At 66.9% G+C, this 19,108-nt stretch carries 13 protein-coding genes and 1 pseudogene; 4 read left to right on the forward strand and 10 right to left on the reverse strand.

Annotated elements, in window-relative coordinates; all coding sequences use genetic code 11:
* Window positions 1-43 precede the first annotated feature (43 nt).
* Both OKW40_RS35470 and OKW40_RS35475 read right to left on the reverse strand, forming a co-directional pair.
* Entirely contained in the window at window positions 44-619 is a 576-nt protein-coding gene (locus OKW40_RS35470; RefSeq protein WP_429493679.1) for a YceI family protein, read from the reverse strand.
* Window positions 620-735: 116 nt separating this feature from the next.
* A complete protein-coding gene (locus tag OKW40_RS35475; protein ID WP_429493680.1) occupies window positions 736-1,299 on the reverse strand; it encodes a cytochrome b in 564 nt (187 codons plus the stop codon).
* A gap of 325 nt (window positions 1,300-1,624) precedes the next feature.
* Between OKW40_RS35475 and OKW40_RS35480 the strand changes: the two genes are divergently transcribed.
* Entirely contained in the window at window positions 1,625-2,824 is a 1,200-nt protein-coding gene (locus OKW40_RS35480; RefSeq protein ID WP_429493682.1) for an arsenic transporter, read from the forward strand.
* Here the strand turns inward: OKW40_RS35480 and OKW40_RS35485 are convergent.
* Window positions 2,813-3,091, reverse strand: a complete 279-nt coding sequence (locus tag OKW40_RS35485) for a hypothetical protein (RefSeq protein WP_184071519.1) — start codon at window positions 3,089-3,091, stop codon at window positions 2,813-2,815. The two genes, OKW40_RS35480 and OKW40_RS35485, sit on opposite strands and share 12 nt — an antisense overlap.
* A 317-nt stretch (window positions 3,092-3,408) precedes the next feature.
* Window positions 3,409-3,747, reverse strand: coding sequence for a hypothetical protein (locus tag OKW40_RS35490; RefSeq protein WP_429493683.1), 339 nt, complete (start codon window positions 3,745-3,747; stop codon window positions 3,409-3,411).
* A gap of 247 nt (window positions 3,748-3,994) precedes the next feature.
* On the opposite strand from OKW40_RS35490, the gene OKW40_RS35495 reads away from it, so the two are divergent.
* The 3 genes from OKW40_RS35495 to OKW40_RS35505 are packed head-to-tail and all read left to right on the forward strand — an operon-like array spanning window position 3,995 to window position 6,399.
* Window positions 3,995-4,288: an EF-hand domain-containing protein gene (locus OKW40_RS35495; protein ID WP_184065271.1), complete on the forward strand. Its 294-nt coding sequence runs from the start codon at window positions 3,995-3,997 to the stop codon at window positions 4,286-4,288.
* 27 nt (window positions 4,289-4,315) lie between these two features.
* The gene (locus OKW40_RS35500) at window positions 4,316-5,029 is read left to right on the forward strand and encodes a response regulator (RefSeq protein WP_090806371.1); all 714 of its coding nucleotides are present in this window, start codon (window positions 4,316-4,318) and stop codon (window positions 5,027-5,029) included.
* Window positions 5,026-6,399: an ATP-binding protein gene (locus OKW40_RS35505; RefSeq protein ID WP_429493684.1), complete on the forward strand. Its 1,374-nt coding sequence runs from the start codon at window positions 5,026-5,028 to the stop codon at window positions 6,397-6,399. Before OKW40_RS35500 ends, OKW40_RS35505 begins: the two co-directional genes overlap by 4 nt.
* Before the next feature lie 28 nt (window positions 6,400-6,427).
* Here the strand turns inward: OKW40_RS35505 and OKW40_RS35510 are convergent, their stop codons facing one another.
* The 6 genes and pseudogenes from OKW40_RS35510 to bcsB all read right to left on the reverse strand — a co-directional run bounded on the left by OKW40_RS35510 (window position 6,428) and on the right by bcsB (window position 19,107).
* Window positions 6,428-6,694 carry a hypothetical protein gene (locus OKW40_RS35510; RefSeq protein ID WP_429493686.1) on the reverse strand — a complete coding sequence of 89 codons (267 nt, stop codon included), beginning with the start codon at window positions 6,692-6,694 and terminating at the stop codon, window positions 6,428-6,430.
* Between the two features lie 155 nt (window positions 6,695-6,849).
* Entirely contained in the window at window positions 6,850-7,176 is a 327-nt protein-coding gene (locus OKW40_RS35515; protein WP_090806367.1) for a transposase, read from the reverse strand.
* Window positions 7,177-7,385: 209 nt separating this feature from the next.
* Window positions 7,386-10,046, reverse strand: a complete 2,661-nt coding sequence (locus tag OKW40_RS35520) for a response regulator (RefSeq protein WP_429493687.1) — start codon at window positions 10,044-10,046, stop codon at window positions 7,386-7,388.
* Window positions 10,047-10,619: 573 nt separating this feature from the next.
* Window positions 10,620-15,344 carry a cellulose synthase subunit BcsC-related outer membrane protein gene (locus tag OKW40_RS35525; protein ID WP_429493689.1) on the reverse strand — a complete coding sequence of 1,575 codons (4,725 nt, stop codon included), beginning with the start codon at window positions 15,342-15,344 and terminating at the stop codon, window positions 10,620-10,622.
* Window positions 15,335-16,522: a cellulose synthase complex periplasmic endoglucanase BcsZ gene (gene bcsZ, locus OKW40_RS35530; RefSeq protein ID WP_429493690.1), complete on the reverse strand. Its 1,188-nt coding sequence runs from the start codon at window positions 16,520-16,522 to the stop codon at window positions 15,335-15,337. Before bcsZ ends, OKW40_RS35525 begins: the two co-directional genes overlap by 10 nt.
* Before the next feature lie 19 nt (window positions 16,523-16,541).
* Window positions 16,542-19,107: pseudogene (gene bcsB, locus OKW40_RS35535) on the reverse strand (cellulose biosynthesis cyclic di-GMP-binding regulatory protein BcsB).
* Between the last annotated feature and the right edge of the window lies 1 nt (window position 19,108).

The raw sequence follows: 19,108 nt of genomic DNA on the forward strand, positions 1-19,108 counted from the left end.
ACTCCAGAGGTCGAAGGGTAAGGCGGTGCTGCGGCGTGGTGGGTTATTTCTTCGCCGCGACCAGATGAAATTTGATGACGACTTCGTCGGCGACCACTGACGTGTCTTTCCATTCGCCGGTGCCGACGTCGAACTGCGTGCGCTTGATCGGCAGCGAGCCGTCGAAAGTTTGCGCGGCGCCTTGGCTCGCGATCACGACCGGCACGACGACCGTTTGCGATTTGCCTTTGATCGTCAGCTTGCCGGTCACCTTGTACTGGTTGCCGCCAGCCGGCGCGATCGAGCTCGACACGAAGGTCGCGCTCGGGAAGGCGCCGCTGTCGAACCATTCCTTGCCTTGCGCCTGCTTGTTGTAGTCGTCGGCGCCGAGGTCGTAGCTCGCGGTGTCGATCGAGACGTTCGCGCTGCCCGCGGCAGGCTTCGCCGGATCGAAATTCAGTTGCGCGGAGAACTTCCTGAACTTGCCGTCGACGGGCACGTTCATCTGTTTGGTCGTGGCGATGACGCTGCTTTTCGCGAGGTCGACGTCGGCGTGCGCGAGATTCGCGCCGAGCAGCGCAAGCACCGCGAAAGAAGCGAGCGTCGCGCGACGAGTGGAGAGATAAAAAGGTGTCTTCATGATGGTACGCATCCTATCCGAGCTTCGCGGCCTGATTGCACACCGCGAGGAATTTGATTGCCAACCAGTCGTAACCAATCGACAGGAGTTATGGCTTGCTTCAAGCCGTCATATCGTTATGCGCGGGTCTTCAGAAACGGCACCATGCGCGCGAGCAATCCGTCGCGATCGACGAACTGATGCTTGAGCGCCGCAAGCGCGTGCATGATCACGAGCGCGAGCAGCGTGTAGTTGAGCAGCACGTGCACCGTGCGCAGCGCGGCCTTCAGCGCGTGATCGGGACCGATGATCGTCGGCAGCGGCACGATGCCCAGATACACGACCTGAATGCCGGCCGCCGAGCTGTAGAAGTAGCCGGACAGCGGAATCGCGAGCATCAGCAGATACAGCAGACCGTGCACCAGATGCGCGGCGGCCTTCTGCCACGCGGGCGTCGCGGCATCGAGCGCGGGCGCGCGATGCGTCGCGCGCCACAGCACCCGCAGCAGCGCCAGCGCGAACACGGTCACGCCAATCCATTTGTGCCACGAGAAGTACTTGAGCTTCGTCGGCGTGAAGCCGGGGATATCGGTCATGATCCAGCCGATGTAGAAGCCGCTGATCATCAGCGCGGCGACCAGCCAGTGCAGTGCGATCGCCGCGCCGTGGTAGCGCGTGGGAGCGCAAGCGTGTGTTTGCATCGTGTTCTATCCGTTGCTCGCGAGAAGCCGCGTGAGAATGCGGATAGTAGGGATGCCAATACAAACCGAATAGGCGGGTGCGCGGGAACAGATCGTTGTCGCGATGATGTTAATCGTGTGGAAAGGCATGCGCGCTGAAGGTCCGCGCATGAAGGCACGCACACTGCTATGGAGCGCTCGCCGTGGTACCGCTGTGGTAATTTGTTGCCCCGAAGAACAAGGTTGCGCGCTTTGCGCAGCCACCGACATAACCCATTATCCGGGCGTCAAGCCGTGAATTCCATTTTTCTTTCCTGAGAGTATTGCCGCGTTCGCCACCGCCGGCGTGATCACACGGCCGTTCAAATGGCCCGAAGCCGTGTGGGCCGTCGCCGGCGCGGTGCTGCTCGTCGCCCTCGGCCTATTGCCCTTGCATCTCGCGGTCGAAGCGATCGGCAAGGGCACCGACGTCTATCTGTTCCTGTTTGGCATGATGCTGCTATCCGAAGTCGGCCGCCGCGAAGGGCTGTTCGACTGGGTCGCGGTGCTCGCTGTCAATCATGCGCGCAGTTCGCCGCGCAAGCTGTTCGTGCTCGTGTATCTGTTCGGCGTGGTGATCACCGCGTTTCTTTCCAACGACGCCACCGCCGTCGTGCTGACGCCCGCCGTGTTCGCGGCGGCGAAGAAAGCGAAGACACCGCCGCTGCCGCTGCTGTTCGTCTGCGCGTTCGTCGCCAATGCGGCGAGCTTCGTGCTGCCGATTTCGAATCCGGCCAACATCGTGCTGTACGGCAATCACACGCCGCCGCTGGGACCGTGGATGCTGCGCTTTACGCTGCCGTCGGTGATGTCGATTGCCGCGACCTTCGTGATGCTGCGCTGGACGCAACGCGAGGCGCTCGCTGGCGTCTGCGAGGCAAATCTCGACGCGGTCGAACTGTCGGCGAGCGGGCGCGTCGCGCTCGCGGGCATCGCGGTGACGGCCGGCGCGCTGCTGACGGTCTCCGCCTACGACATCCAGCTCGGCCTGCCGACCGCGATCCTCGGCACGCTGACCGCGCTCGTCGTGCTGATCAAGGAGCGCAGATCGCCGCTGCCGATGATGCGCGAAATTTCGTGGAACGTGTTGCCGCTCGTCGCCGGGCTGTTCGTGCTGGTCGAGATGCTCGATCACACCGGTGTGATCAACCTGTTCGCGGGTGCGTTGCGCCGCGCGACCGAACACAACGAAATGGAAGCGGCCGGGTGGGCCGGCGCGAGCGTCGCGTTCCTCAGCAATCTGATCAACAACCTGCCGGCCGGCTTGATCGCGAGTTCGACCGTGATGCAGGCGCATAGCCCCGAGCGCGTGATCGACGCGCTGTTGATCGGCGTCGACCTCGGGCCGAACCTGTCGATCACCGGCTCGCTCGCGACGATCCTGTGGCTCAACGCGATTCGCCGTGAAGGCGAAGACGTCAGCTTCATGAAGTTTCTGAAAGTCGGCGCGCTGGTGATGGTGCCCGCGCTCGTGCTGGCGCTTGGGGCGCGGATATTAACTGGCTGAACGGATGCCGGACCCGCCCGCCATCAGCGGGCTTGTGCAGGAACCGACGCGCGTCGCGCCGGCGAGCTCGTCCAGTCGCGCGCCGACCGAGCGCAGCCTTGCTTCGAGGTGGGCGACGCGCTGGCGTTGCGCGGGCACCATCGACGAACGGTTCAACGCATGCAGCCGACGATGCCAGTACGACAACGGAAAACGGTCGCGCCCAGAAAGTGCGTTGAAAACGACTTCGAGGTGGGCGATTTCCTTGTCGATATCTTGGTAGCTCATCACAAAGGTCCAGGAAAGAAGGTGGGATAAGGGGCGCGCGAACCTGACAGGGATCGCAAGGTCCGTTCCATCCCGCCTATATGTAGTCAATATCAGCCGTGCCGGCGCAGAGCGCCACATCGGGCGCGCGCCTGGCGCGGTGCGCGATGGTAAGAAGCGGCAAACTCCATGCAAGCTTTACGCGGCGCTCCACCTTTCAACGGGACAACGGGAATTCACCAGGCGTGCCGGCGAGGCGCGTGTCCTATGCTGAGTCAACGGCGTGGGTCGGTCTCGGGGCGATCGAAACCGCCCGCGCGACGGCCCGGCGCGCGCTTTCAACGCGGCGCGATCACGAGCGGTTGCGCATAGCTGACCGTCGGCGCGGGCACTACCGCATAGTTGAGCGCGGGCGGCACGACCACGGCAGCGGCGGCCGTCGTGCTGGCCGGCTGCCCGGGCGGCGCCGCGACGATGGTCGCGGCCGCCACAGGCACGGCGACAGGCGGTGCCGATACGTACACGGGATTGACCGGCACCGGGTAGTAGACCGGCCGCGGCGGCGGCGCGTAAACGACGGCGGCGGGCAGATAGACGACGACTCGCGCGTAGGCAGCGGAAGAACAGGCGAGACCGATGGCGGTGAAAGTCGAGGCGCAGGCGAGACGGATAGTCATTTGGGACTCCTGATACGTGAATGCCGACGAACGGCAGACGGAACGATACGCAGCAGGCCCGCAAAACGAAACCGCGAACTCATTTCATTCGATGTCAAGCTGCAGCGGCACCCGGTGCCGTGACATGATTCGACATGATTCTCGAATTGCGATCGCGCGGCGTCTGACCAACAATTCGGCCTGTCATCGAAACGGCTCGCGGCACCCAGGCAGGCGACGGTCGATGTTCCAACCGAAGGAGTCAGTCATGAAGAAGTTGCTCGCCACCGTGCTGCTGTGCTGCGCGTCCACCGTCGCGTTCGCTCAGGCCGCCGCGCCGCAAGGTATCAGCCAGCAGCGGATGGAGCGCATGGAGCAGCAGTTGCAAACGCGTTTTTCAAGCGCGAACACCACCCACGACGGCAAGCTGACGCGCGACCAGGCAGCGGCCGGCATGCCGCTGCTCGCGCGTCATTTCGACGAGATCGACACGCAGAAGGCCGGCTACATCACGCTCCCGCAGATCGAGGCATTCATGCAGGAACGCGGGGCCGCACACTGAGCGGCTCGGTTATCGAGGAGCTTTCGGATGGAACGCCCCGCCAGGATCATCGTGCTCGACGACGAAGCCGAATTGCGCAACATGCTGCTGCGCTTTCTGCGCGGTCATGGCTTCGACGTGCGCGCGGCCGAGGACGGCAAGCGCCTGAATCGCTACCTGGAGCGCGAGCCGTTCGACCTGCTGATACTCGATCTGATGATCGGCGAAGAGGACGGCCTCGAGATCTGCGCGAAGCTGCGCGCTCAAGGGCAGACCTTGCCGATCCTGATGTTGACGGCGAAGGGCGATCCGCTCGATCGCGTGACCGGCCTCGAAACCGGCGCCGACGACTACCTCGCGAAACCGTTTCTGCCGCGCGAACTGGTGGCGCGAATCAATGCGTTGCTGCGCCGCCAGAAGATGGCCGCGGGCGACCTCACGCTGACGTCGCAGCGCGTGCGTTTCGGCGACTTCACGCTCGACATCGGCAAGCAGGAGCTGTCGCGCGCGGGCGAGCCGCTCGAGATTCATTCCGCGCAGATGCTGCTGCTGGTCGCGCTCGCGTCGTCGCCGAATCGTGCGGTGAGCCGCGACAACCTGCTCGCGCGTGCGCGAGGGCGCGACCATGACGCGCTCGATCGCAGCATCGACGTACAGGTGCTGCGGCTGAGGCAGATCGTCGAGGACGATCCGTCGAAGCCGCGTTTCATTCGCACCGTCTGGGGCGTCGGCTATATGCTCGTCGCCGATGTCGAATCATGATGCGCTCACTGTCGCGCGCACTGCTGCCGCGCACGCTGCTCGCGCGCAATATCGCGCTGTTGATCGCGCTCGTGATGCTGAGCCAGATCTGCTCGATCGTCGTGCTGCTGCATTACGTGCAGCGGCCACGCGTCGAACGCGCGGCGGCCGTGTTCGCGACCTACGTGACGACGCTCGACAACCTGCTCGCGGCCACTCCACCCGCCTCGCGCGCGGCGCTGACCGCGCGTCTCGACGCGCGCGAGCAGTTGCCGCCCGAAGCGACCGACACACCGCCGCACGATCTGTTGCGGGTGTACAGCACCTATCAGCGCGGCGTTTTCATCGACAGCCTGCAGAAGCATCTGCCCTCCGATATGCCCGTGCGGTGGCAGACCGAGGGCGCGCAGCGGCTGTGGATTCGCATGCATGCGCCGGCTGCCGGGTCCGACCACGCGGCCGGTTCGTTGGCCAGCGCGCCATACTGGATTGCGCTGCCGGTTCCCGAGGACGCGCAGGGCAGCGGCCTCGAAGCGGCGATCTTCCTGTCGTTGGGTCTCGGCGTGCTCGCCGCGCTCGCCGGCTACGCGATCCAGCTGCACCTGAACGAACCGTTGCACGAGCTCACGCAAGCGGCGCGGCGCGTCAGCGCCGGCGACCTGCCCGCGCCGCTGCCCACCGACGGCCCCGCCGAAATCGCCGCCGTGGGCAGCGCTTTCAATCAGATGACGCGCGCGTTACAGGACGCCGAAGCGACGCGCGCGTTGATGCTCGCGGGCATCTCGCACGACATCCGCACGCCGTTGACGAAGCTGCGCCTGTCGATGGCGATGGCGATGCCGCAGGGGGCCGACAGCAGTTTCGTCATCGCCGCCGAATCGTATCTCGATCAGATCGAGACGATTCTGCAGCAGTTCATGGATTACGCGGGCAGCGGCGAGCGCGAGGAAGCGCAGCCCGGCGATCTGAATGCGCTGATCGAACGGCTCGCGGGCGACTTCGCGGGGCTCGGGCACGAGTTCGACCTGTCGCTGGGCAGCTTGCCGGCCGTTCGATATCGGCCGATCAGCATGATGCGGCTGCTGATGAATCTGATGCAGAACGCGATCGTCTACAGCGGCAGCGGGCTTGCGGTGCGCACGTGGGCGACGCAGGACGCGGTCACGGTTGCCGTTGGCGATCGCGGTAAAGGTTTGACGGCGGAGGAGTTGGAGAAGCTGAAGGCGCCGTTCCAGCGCGGCCGCAATGCGCGTGCGCATAGCGGCGGCACGGGGTTGGGGCTGTCGATCGTCGATCGGATCGCGCGGCTGCACGGCGGCGGCCTGCAGTTTCATCCGCGCGACGGCGGCGGCCTCGAAGTGTGGGTCGTATTGCCGGTCGAGGCGGCATGATGGGATGAGGCGGTGGCGTTCTTGCCGCTCACTCGCGATCGAGCCACGCGTCGAGCCCGACCCGAAACGCGACGCCTGCGATGACCGGCACGGTCAGCATCAGGATGATGCCGAAGTTCGGGATCTCGTCGCCGTACATGATCGGGTTGTACAGCACGACGCCCGACACGATCGTGAACATCACGACGCCAATGGCGACCATCAGGAGATTGCGCAGGGACATGGACAGCGTCTTGCGCTTCGGCTTGTCCGTCGTGTCGTGAGCGCCGGGTGCTTCGTCGTGTTGGGCAGGCATGATGGTTCTCGTGGCAAAAAATGCGGCATCGGAAGCGGGTGCGGCGGGCACCGCGCCCGGCATCATACCCGCACCCGCGCGGCTGATGCAGATCGGGGCCGCGCCGTTGCGGTACTCATCCTTACCAACAATATATGCCATTCCAGGCCGCGATTTCAGGCGTCGGCAGTCGACCCCGCCGGAGGCGCCGAATCCGCGCGAGACGCCGATGCAAGCGCGCAACCGCTCAGGCCGAGCTCGTCGAGAATCGCGCTCATCAAGCCCGTGCGGCGCCATTGCAGCCACCTGATGTAGCACGTCTGCGACGGCGGAAACGTGCCGGGCAGCCGATGCCATTTCTCGTTGCGCGTGACGACCCACAGAATCGCGTCCAGGATCTCGCGCGGAGGACGCGCGGGCCGGCCCAGACGTTTCTTCGGGTCCTGCTTGAACAGATGACTGATGCGCGCCCAGGCGTCATCGGAAAGAGGAAGATCTAGCATGCCGCGAACACCTGACTGACCGGTTTATGTCGATCTTACGGTTTGGGCGGTTCCTTCTAATTCCGGATTTACGCGGGGTTTGGCCCGCTGAACCGCGGATTGCTTCGCGTCCGATGATGCTAGCGTTGCTTTTCAAACCTTCATCTGCGACGCGCCGGGGATTACCGCGACCACGTTGAAGGAGCTGACGCTGCTCTCCCTCATAGCATCTAGGACGCCGCTTCGGTGTGGTCGAGCCATTGCGCGAACTCGTGTCGCAACTGCGCGATATCGAGCGGCTTGCCGAGTAGCCGTGCACCCGGAATCGCCGCCCCGATCTCCGCGCTGCGACCGTACCCCGACACCAGCAGCACGCGTATCTCCGGCTGCACTTGCCGCACCGCGCGCGCGAGTTCGTGGCCGGACATGCCGGGCAGCGTGAGGTCGGTCAACAGTACGTCGTAGCGTTGCGTGTTCGCGAGCGGCAACGCTGCTTCCGCGCTCGCGACCGCGGTGCAAGCGAGGCCTAACGCGCCGAGCAGTTCGCCGAGCGCCTCGCGCGATTCGGTGTCGTCCTCGACGAACAGCACGCGCGCGGCTTCGTGGGCCCCACGCGGCTGGATCGGCTTGTGCGGCTTTTTCTTCGGCTCTTTGTTCGACGCTTTCCGCGGGCCCTTCGCAGTGGCGCACGTGTTGGCGCTTTCGTACGCGGCGGGCGGCACGCATGCGGCGATACGCGCTTCGCGCATCCCGGCCGCGAGGTCCGCGCGCGCGGCGCCCGCGCGTAGAACGTTACGCACCAGACGGGCAAGATCGTCGCGCCGGTACGGCTTCGACAGCAGCGTGATACCGGCGTCGAGCTTGCCGTGGTGGACGATTTCGTCGCGCGTATAGCCCGACGTGAACAGCGTAGGCAGCGGTGGCTTGCGCGCGGCCGCGCGTTGCGCGAGCTCGACGCTCTTCAGCTTGCCGGGCATCACGACGTCGGTGAACAGCAGATCGATCGGCATGTCGCTGTCGATGAATTCGAGCGCCGCGTCGCCGTTCGACGCGGTCAGCACCTTGTAGCCGAGCTGCGCGAGCATTTCGACCGCGGTCAGCCGCACGTCGGCATCGTCCTCGACGACGAGTATCGTTTCGCCGCCGCCGACCGGTGCCGCGGTGCCATCGACGGTCTCCGGCGTCTCCGCCTCGCAGCAGCGCGGAAAGAACAGCGACACCGTGGTGCCGTGTCCCACTTCGCTTTCTATCGACACATGCCCGCCGCTTTGCCGCGCGAAGCCGAACACCATGGACAGGCCAAGGCCGGTGCCGTGGCCGTCGGGTTTGGTCGTGAAGAACGGCTCGAACACGCGTTGCAGCACTTCGGGCGGCATGCCCGAGCCGGTGTCGGCAACCGAGAACTCCACGTATTCGCCGGGCGACAACTCCGGCTTGCCGCGGCAGAACGCGGCGTCGAGCGTGCGGTTGGTCGCGCGCACGGTCAGCACGCCGTCGGCGCGCATCGCGTCGCGCGCATTGATCGCGAGATTGAGCAGCGCGTTTTCGAGCTGGTTGCGGTCGACCTGCACGTTCCACAGATCGTCGCTGAGCACCGTGTCGATCCGCACCGTTTCGCCGAGCGCGCGATGCAGCATCTCGCTCATGCCAGTCAGCAGCCGGCGCGGATTCAGCACGGTCGGCGACAGCGGCTGACGCCGCGCGAACGCGAGCAGATGTGCGGCTAGCTTCGCGCCGCGTTTGACGGCATCGGTCGCGGCGGATAGACGCCGCTGCGCGACCGGGTCGTCGTTGGCGTCGGCGGCGAGCATCTGCAGATTGCCGTTGATCACCTGCAGTACGTTGTTGAAGTCGTGCGCGACGCCGCCCGTCAGGCTGCCGATCGCTTCCATCTTCTGCGCCTGGCGCAGCTGTTCCTCGGCGAGCGTGCGCGCCGCGATCGAATCGGCGACGCGCTGCTCGAGCGTTTCGGTCAACTGAAGAAGCTGCTGTTCGGCGATCTTGCGATCGTGAATGTCGATCAGCACGCCCGGAAAGCGCGTCGGTTCGCCGTGTTCATCGAACTGGCAGCGGCCGTTCGCCTGTACCCACATATAGTCGCCGTCAGGCCGCCGGATTCGGTACTCGGCGCGAAACGGCTCGCCGCTGCGGATCGCTTCGGCGGTCAGGCGGTCGTTGAGCGCCTGGTCGTCGGGGTGGATCATCTGCGTCACGGCATCGCGCGCGACGCCCTTCGACGCTTTGTCGCGCGCAAACAGGAAGGTCCGCGCGAAGCGTTCGTCGCCCGTGACCTCGCCGGTGCGCACGTCGAGCACCCAGGTGCCGAGCACCGCGCCGGTGTTCAGAGCGAGCTGCAGGCGTTCGTTGGTCTCGTGCAATTCGGTTTCGGCTTGCTGGCGCATCCGCTCGGTCAGCACGCGCCCGGTGGTCTCGACGACCATCGCGAGCACGCCGGCCGGCGCGCCGCCGTCGCCCGCGACCGGGCTGTAGTACAGATCCATCCACACGTCTTCCGGCTTGCCGTCGCGCAGCAGCATGAGCGCCTTGTCGCGATACGACAGCGAGCCGCCCGCGAGGCAGGTGACCATCACGTGATGGTTGAAATCGGCGACTTCGGGCCAGCCGTCTTCGACCGGACGGCCGAGCAGATATGGATGCCGCCCGCCCGCGAAGACCGCATAGGCGTCGTTGTAGATCATGTAGCCGGGCTCGCCCCACAACAGCACGAGTGGCACCGGCGAGGCGAGCATCATCTGGACCGTCGAGGTCAGACTGCGCTGCCAGTTTTCGATCGCGCCGAGGGTGGTGGCGCGCCAGTCGAATTCGCTGATGCGTCGCGCCATCTCGCCGCGCCAGCCAGCGCAGCCGCAGTCTTGTGCCGGAAAAGGCATGCAGCGCTCCACGTGAAATCACGTCGAAAATGATTGGCTCTTGACCGAAGCTTCGAAGGTTCGCGCGCGTTGCGCAGCCTCGCGAACCCCAAATATTGTAGGGCACAACGCCTTATCGGTGATGCATCGCAGACGCTATTCGGGGTTTTGCCGGGTAAGCACCCGTGTCCGAAACCGTACCAATTTGGCACCTCGTTCGATGCGCGGGCGACATTTACCGCGAGGCGCGTCTGCTGCGCGGCGAAAGCGGAAGAAGCGCCCGCATTTCCGGCGTGGCTCGATACCTTCGCGTAGGGCGTGGTCGTGCCCGCTGTCAGGTGCGAATCGTGCTGTCGTCCCCGATTCCTGCGCGAGCTTCGAACGTCAATGGAACGCACCGTACGGTGGCGAAGAAAAACATCACACGATATCCACTCCCCAAACCCGTCGTCGAGCTCGTGAGCAGCCACGAGGCCGGCTATCTCGAGCATGGCCGGCGCTATGCAATGGAGTGCGAACGAAAGTGAGGGCGGGGGCGACGAGGCTTGCGATTCATCGAATGCAAGCCGCGACCTCACCCAACGAGTGCGTCCGTCAGTTGGACAGCGACAGATACTGCGACGTCAACGGCACCGGCGGGAACGGCTGCAAGCCGGTCTGCTTGTTGAAGCTGTAGCGCACGTACACGGCCGCGAGCCACTCGCGATATTCATAGGCATTGCCGAGCGACGCGGTCGCCCCGACCGCGAGCTGCGGCGCGAGCTGATATTCACCGACGCCGCTGATCGAATACGACACGCCGGTCTTGCTCTGACCCGGGTAGACGGCGGTCAGACCGTTGCCGAGGGATTGCGCGGCGGCCGCCGCGTCGCCTTGCCGCGTCGAGCCGTCGTTCAGCGGGAAGTAGTTCGACGCATCCTCGCGATAATGCTGCACGCCGATCGACCCCTTCACGTCATATGTAAACAGGCCCGCGCGGCCCGACCATTCGACCGGCAGATTCAGGATCACGTACTGCTGCGGACTGAAGTAGCCGCCCTGGCCATAAGTGAAGTACGACAGATTGCGGTTGTAGCCCATGATCGTCGTGTTCACGCCGACCGTCAGCGTCTGGTCGGCGTCTTTCAGCAGACGCGTGTAGACGCCGCCGCCGCCCTTGATCGCGTTGTTGCTCGGCACGTTGGTGCCCATGTAGTGCTGATACGACGCGTTCACGTACAGGCCGCTCGTGCCGTCGTCCCAGCTGAGGCTGGCAAGCGCACCGTTCGACGTGACGCCGCCCCATTCGAGGCCGGCGGCCGCATCGCGCGCGCCCGCGTACGACAGCAGGGTGTCCGTCACCGCGCGTCGCGCGACCGCGATCGAGTACGAGACCTTGTCGGTGATGCCGCCGTTGTATTGCGCGCCACCGACGATGTTGGTCTCGCGCAAGCCGATCGGCGTCACGCCGATATCGCCGCTGATGCTGCGACTGTCATAGCCGACGGACAGGCCCACACCGCTCGCGGTCTGGCTGCCGTAGTTGTTGGTGCCGTTCTGCGCCGCCGATTTCGACGACGCGCTCGAAAGCCCCGCGCCGAAGCGCGCGAGCGTCGACGTGCTGTTCGACGCGGTGCCTGCGTCGAGCGTGACCGGGGTCGCGGTCACGACCACGTGACCGTTGCCCGCCTTGATACGCCCCTGAATCGGCGCCTCGATGTCGGTGAGCGACGACAGTCCGTCCTCGCCGACGCGATTGCGGAAGATCAGGCCGCCCGACACGGTGCTCGACTGCTCGCGATTGACCTGCGCAAGCTCCTCGGCGACGCCGAGCGTCTGCGCGTTCGCGACGTTCGACTGCGGGTTGTTCTGCGCGTTGCTGCCGGGCGGGTAGTACGGCTGCGCGTAGCCGGCCGGCGGTTGCGGAATGTACGGCTGCTGCGCGTAGTAGCCCTGGTTCGGGTAAGGCTGCTGTTGATAGGGCTGTTGCGGCGGGTACGGCTGATACGGCTGCGCGTAGCCCTGCTGCTGCGGATACGGCGGCGGCTGCGCGTAGACGGGCGCGGGTTGGCTCGTTTTCGCCGTGCTCTTCTTGGCGCTCTTCTGCGTGCTCGTGCGTGTCGATCCGTACGGCAGCGCCGTCGTCGACGCGGCGTTGGCCTGCGCTTGGCGCGCGGCTGGCGACATAGGCCACGGTGTGGCCGCATAGCCGTCCTGCGCGCCGTAGGGCTGCTGCCCGTATGCTGGTTGCCCGTATGCCGGTTGCCCGTATGCCGGTTGCCCGTACGCCGGTTGCCCGTATGCCGGTTGCTGCGGATACGCTTGCTGCTGCGCATAGGGCTGCGGCTGCGCATAGCCCGCGTCGTACTGCTGCCGCGGCATCGGCTGCCCGGGCGCCTGACCTTGCCCCGGATAAGGCTGCAACGGCGCGCCCGACTGGCTCGATCCGTTGGATTCCTGTCCGTAGCCGCCGACCTCGACGGCGGAGCGGGGCGCTCCGTACGGTGCGGCGACCGGCGCGGGCTGTGCGGCAGGCGCGTTATAAGGCGTCGCGGCGGGCGCCGTATAGGGCGCGACATAGGGCGCGACATACGGCGCGGGCTGAAGGGGCGGCGGATAGTTCGGCACGGTCTGCGTCGGCGAGGAAGACTGCGTATTCAGGAACGGAAGCGCGGGACGCGCGGCATTGCCGGCGTCGCCCGAAGGGACGATCGCCGTTTTGCCTTCGAATGGATTGGTGCCCGGCAGCGGCGTCGCGCCGATCTGGCCCATCGCCGCTTCCCAGCCGCGCGGCACGTTGGCGCCTGCGTTGCGGGGCGCGTGCGCCGCCAGCGGCGTATTGGCGGCGACCAGCGAGCGTTGCAGATAGGTCGACGCGAGCGACAGCTTGCCTTGGGCGCGATACATGCGCCCCACGGTCGCGAGCACGCCCGGGTCGTTGGGCGCGAGGGCGAGCGCCTGGTTCGCGAGCGTTTCGGCGTAGCTGAACTGCTTCGCGCCGGCCGCGGCCGAGATCGCCGCCTGCAGCAGATTCAGATCGTCGGGGCGGCGCTGCAGCGCGACACGGAAGCTCGTGAGCGCGTTGCGGTCGTCGCCCGCACTCGCATACATGCGGCCGAGCGCGGCCTGCAGGTCGGGGTTGTCGGGCATCGCGGCGAGCCACGGGGCGATCACCTCGTAGGCGCTCGCGAGATCGCCGCGCAGGCGTACCGCGTCAGCTTGTCGGATGACGATGCCGAGATTCAGGTTGTTGAAGTCAGTGCGCTGCTGCGGCGTCAGTTGCATGCCTTGCAACTGGCGCATCACGGCGCCGAGCTCGGCCTGCTGGTTGGCCGCGGACAGAATGCTCGCGTATTGCAGCAGCAGATCGGTGTTGCCGGGCGCCGCGCTCATCGCGCCGCGCACGAGTGCGAGCGCGCGGGCCGGGTCGCCGGCCTGCTGGTACGCGCCGGCGATCACGCCGATCAATTCGGGGTTGTTGCCGGCCACCGGCTCGGCGGCGCGCAACATCGCGATGGCCTGCTGCGTCTGGCCGTTGTTCGCCATGCGCGTCGCGAGGTCGGCCTGCCGATGCACCCACAGCCGATGCTGCAACGTCGTCATCGCATCGGTGCGCTGCGCGGGCGCAATACGGTCGAGCTGCGCGAGACCGGTCGACCAGTCCTGCGTTTCCGCCGACAGCAGCGCGCTCGCGTACAGCGCATCGGTCATGTCCGGATGCGCGGCGAGCAGACCGTCCATCATGCTGCGCGCATTCGCGACCGCGCCCTGGCGCACGTAGATGCGCGCGAGGTCGAGCCGCAGCCACGGATCGTCGGGCTTGTTCAGCAGCGCGTCTTCGAACAGGCTGCGCGCGCTGCCGAGATCGCCGCGCGCTTCGGCCGCGCGCGCCTGCGCTGCCTGCGCGTCGCCGCGCAAACGGTCGATGCCGCCGACCTTCGCCTGTTGCTGCGCGTTCAGCTGATTGGCGAACTGCAGCGCCTCGTCGGCACGGCCCTGCGCGGCGAGCGCACCGACGAGGCCGCGAATCGCGTCCGGGTTGTCGGCCTGGCGGCGCAGTGCCATCCGGTATGCCTGCTCGGCGCCGGCCGGGTCGCCGGTCGTGAGCAGCATTTCACCGAGCTGCACCTGGGCGGTCACGTCGGACGGATTCAGCGCGATCGCGCGCTCGAACAGTGCCTTCGCCTTCGCGAACTCGCCATTGCTGCGCGCGCCGATCGCTTCGCTCGTGTAGGTCCAGTAGGTCGCGCTGTCGAGCGCGGTTTTCCAGCGCGCCGGATTCGGTCCGCGCGAGGCACGCTCGAGGTAGTTGCGCGCCTCGGCGAAACGCTCCTGCTTCAGCGCGGCGATGCCCATGCCGCCGAGCGCGTCGGTATCGTTAGGACTGTTCGCGAGTACCGACGTGAACCTGGCGCGCGCGCTCACGATGTCGTCGCGGTCGAGCGCGGCGAAGCCGTCGGCGATCACGCGGCCGCGCGCGTCGGCGGCGGCGTTTTCCTGCGCGCGGGCGCGCGCCGCGCTGTCCTGCTGCACCATCGATTCGAAGCGCGCCTTCACGGCGGCATCTTCACCAGCGGTCTGGAAGTACGACTCGACGTACAGCGCGGCGTCCGAGGGCCGCGCGTCGAGCCACAGCAGCGCCTGGCGCCAGCTCTTTTTCGCCGCCGCGCCGACCGAGGTGTCGCCCGCGAGCTTTTGCAGCCGCGCGATACCGTCGCGCCGCGTAACGTCGCGATAGGTCAGATGCTGCGCGTACGCGAGTGCGAAGCGCGGGTCGTTGGGATTGTCGTGGGCGAGCTGTTCGAGGCCGCGGCGTGCTTCGTCCCAGCCTTGCGGCGTCGCCGACAGCGCCTGGTAATACTCGAGCTGCAACTGGGGCGTGGCGGGCTTGCCGGCCAGCGCGCGCTGATACTCCTGCGCCGCGCTCGCGCTCTGACCGGCTTGCGCGAGCCGGCGCGCCTCGCTGATGGTCTGGTCGCGCGGGCTCGTTTCGCCAAGGCGGCGGCCGAGCTCATCGAGATTCGGATAGTTCGGCGCGGCCGCCTTCAGCCGCGCGAGGTACTGCTGCGCGCCGGCGCCGTCCTTGCGGTCGGCCAGCACCATGCCCATGCCGAACAGGGCGTCGGGCTGCTTCGGATCGATGCTGAGCACCTTCTGCCAGGCCTGCTCGGCGAGGTCGCCGCGCTGATGCGACTGCCAGTACTTGCCCTGATCGATCAGCACGGTCAGCGGATCCTTGCTCGCCTGCGCGAGCGCATCGGGCGCGGCCGCGGCCGCGCACAAGAGCGCGCCGGCGGACAGCGCGATATGCAGCGACCCGGCGAGGGCGTTCAATCGCATGCGGTCCTCCAGGCGGGCACGAGACCGCCGGCTTCATCGAAGCGATAGCGGCCATCGATGAACCCCGTGCCGAACAGACCCAACACACGATCGTAGTACACCGGTTCACGGCCCGGAACGTTCGCGTCGAGCGCGGCGAGCCGCGTGCGCGCGAGGCCGAGTCCGTGCTCGTCGCCCAGTGTCTTGAAGTACGGCGCGAGCGCGCCCCAATAGCTGAGCGGGCCTTCGCCGCTCGCCGCGCCGGTGGTCGACGACACCTTCTCCGGCGGGAAGCCGTTCTGCGCGACCTTCGCGCGCATGCCGCCGAGCGCGCCGAGCCACGGCTTCGCGAGCGGATCGGCGGGCGAAGCGAGGCCGGCCCACAGATAGACGCGGATCGCATCGTAGCTGCCGACGTCGCCGTTCTTCGGATCGACGACGAACCGACCGTTTTGCCACGCCGCCCAGTCAGGCGCGAAGCCTTGCGGCGACACGGTTTTGACGAACTGATAAGCGTTGTCGGCGAGCTTGGCCCACGGGCCGTCCGGCACCTCGTGCGCGAGCGCGCGCAACACCGGCAGCGGCAGATAGCTCGGATTCAGACGCGTGACGTTGCCGTTCCTGAAGCCCTGCGCCCCCGGCAGCAGCATCGGCCCGAGGCCAGATAGATTCGCGACTTCGTCGTGCGCGATGCGCTCGGCGAGTGCCTGGCCCAGTTGCGTGTAGGCGGGGTTGTGCCACAGGCGGCCGGCCTGCAGCAGATCGTAGGCGATCCAGAGGTCGGAATCCGACGCCGAATTCGGATCGAGCACGCCGTACGAGCCGTCCGGCTTCTTGCCCCATTGCCATGCGGGCAGCCGCAGGTTCTGGGCGTCGAACTGGTTGCCCGCGAGATTCGCGCGGGTCCAGCCGAGCAGCTTGTCGAAGGTCGCGCGGTCGTTGGCGACCAGCGCGAAAAAGAGCGCATAGGACTGGCCTTCCGAGGTGGTCTGCTGGGCCGGCGTCGAGTAATCGATCACGCGGCCGTCGGCCTGGACGAAGCGTTGCACGAAGCTTTGCCAGGCGCCCCAGTCGCCGCATGCAGCGCCGTTCTGCGCGGCCTGAGCGGCGCCGCTCAAACCCGCCAGACTGGCCGACGTCGTCATGCCGATACCGAGCGCCAGCGCAAAAGAGGTTCTTCTGTTGATCCGAAACCGCATACGAGTCATATCCGTTCCATCAGTCCTTCAGCCGACGCGCGGCGATCGCGCGAAGCGTCCGGTAGCACAAGGCCGCGATGATCAGCGCGGCGAGCACGCCGCCGAGCAACAGCAGCAGCGGATGCGACGACAGTGCCCAGCGCAGATACTCCTGCGGCGACAGACGGCCCACGTAGTATGCGGTGCCGTTCGACGTGATGGTGACGGCGCGGCCATGGATCACGGCCATCGCGCCTTGAATCTTCGGCAGCACGTCGGCGTCGAGCAGCGCGGCGGACAGATCGGCATCCGACGGGCCGGCCGCGCTGATCAGCGCAACCGCGCTGCGGCCTCGCTGCAGCGGCGACTCGAAGCCGGTTAGCAGCGCCGCGCCGTTCGAGCTGACCATCGTCAGATCGGCACGCGCGGGCGTGCGCTCGACGCCGCGCTCGCCGTGCCACCAGTCCCGCAGCTTGAACACGAGGTCGGTGAGCTGGAACGTGTGCGCGGCGCCGTCGCTGGAGAACGGCATCGACTTCGACCAGCGCTGCAACAGCGGCTGCTTGCCAGGCGCGCCGAACACCAGCAGGTCCTTGTCGGCGAGGCGCTCGACGTCGGCCGCATGGGTGACGGTCACGCCGGAGACCGGATAGCCGGTCGATTCGCCCATCCGGCCCATCGTCAGCAGATACAGGCTGTAGTCGCTCGCGTCCGGGTCGTCCGGCAGCACGACGGCGGTCTCGGAGAGGTCCGCCATCCGCGTGAACGGAAAGCCGCTGTTGGCGAACGCGGCCAGATCAGGCAGCGCCATGTAGTGCGGGAACGACGACAGGTCGATCGTCGAGTTCGGATCGATCGCGCCGACCACGTTCTGCAGCAGGCGGCCCGCGCATTCGCCGGTGTTCGGGATGTCGTAGTAGAAGTGCAGCCGCAGCTGTATGCGCGGCGTCATCAGCAGCGGCGGGATGCGGATGTTGCGGCGCGCGTCGGCGGTGCCGTCGGGCATGATGAGGTTGAAGTAGCGGCTCATGTCGAACACCGACGCAGGGCGCGCCGGAATCGGCAGCGCCTGCACGAAGCCGTTGTTCACGCTGATGTTCAGCGACGAGCGGTCGCGCGCCGGCCGCACCGTGTAGCGGTAGCGCAGATCGATCGGCACGCCGCGCGTGTGCCACATGAACAGATCGGGCGGCACCCGCATGTTGATGCGCACCGCGTCGGCGTCGTAGCCGAACACGGTCAGGTCTTTCGGATCGGCGAGCTCGCCGAAGCGCACCGCGCGGTCGGTCGGCAGCCAGTTCGGCGCGTCGTACGGCACGCGCGGCGTAATTTCGTTCAGCGACGTGATCGTGGCGCTCGCGCCGGACAGCGCGCTATGGCCGATCCCGAGCGACTTCGCGGCGGTCTTCAGCTCGGCCTCGTTGCGGCCGAGCACGAGCAGCAGCTTGCCGCGCGCGTTCGCGTCGCGCTCGACCACTGCGATGGTCGGCCCGGTGATCTCGGGAATCGTCACGCCGGCCGGATGCTGGTCGCTGGTCGCGAACACGACCGCGTTGCCCGACAGCGGCGCGTTGTCGAGCTGGGTGGGAAACACCGCGCCCGCGGTAGCCGGCGAGCGAGCCGAACCACGACGCGACGATGCCGGCGGCTTCGAGCGTGCCGTTGCCCGGCTTCTGCGCGAGCACGAACGGCAGCTCGAGGCGGCGCACGTCGCGGCGGTCGAAAAACGGCTGCGGCAGCGCGGCCAGCTCCGCTTTCGTCGCGAGCGACGAGTAGGTCAGGTCGAGCGAGCTCGCGTTGCTGATCGTCGCCCACAGCGACGAGTTGGCGGGGTCTTCGCAGGCCGTCGTGTAGTGGCCGATCAGCTGCAGGTTCAGGTGGTTGAAGTCGGTGATGAAGCGCGGATCGATCGTGATCTCGCGCGCGACCAGCATGCCGGCCTGCTCGTGCGGCAGCGGCAGCGTCGCCGCGACTTCGCCGTTGACCAGCACCTTCAGCTGCGACAGGTTCGCCAACAGCGCGGGCGAATAACTGTAGATCAGATGCAGCGTCGCGCCGGTCACGACCTCGTCGCCGCGCACCGAGAACGCGATGCCGTTCTGTCCGTCGACGCCGCGCAATTGCAGCGGGTCGAGCGCGCCGAAGTCGGCGAACGTCAGCGTCTGGCGGCGGCCTCCGGGCACCAGCGTGCCGGGCTCGGCGGTGGTCGGCGTGTGCATGCCGAGCGCCTTCACCGACGCCGCCGCGAGCGCGGGCGTCGGCGTGGCGAGCTGGCCCTGGGCGATCGCGTTCGGATCGAACGGCACCGCCGCGCTCGGCGCGGGCACGTTGCCGACACCGGTCGCGACTTGCTGGGTTTGCGGCGCGCCGGCGGGTGCCGCCGTGTCCGACGCCGGTTTGGCCGCGGCGGCGGCAGGAGTGGCCGCTTCAGCGAGCGGCACGAACGACGCCAGCGCGGTCTGCAGCGCGAGCCAGCAGGCGACGCCGCGCATGATTCGCCGCGAGTGTCGCAAGCCGTGACAAGCAAACAGGCGCGATTGGGGTCCAATGCTGTTGCGCCCGTGTGCCGGGCGTTCGATATTGTCCGTGGCCATCCGGTAGCCCATA

The organism is Paraburkholderia sp. RAU6.4a (assembly GCF_050435625.1).
Taxonomy (GTDB): domain Bacteria; phylum Pseudomonadota; class Gammaproteobacteria; order Burkholderiales; family Burkholderiaceae; genus Paraburkholderia; species Paraburkholderia tuberum.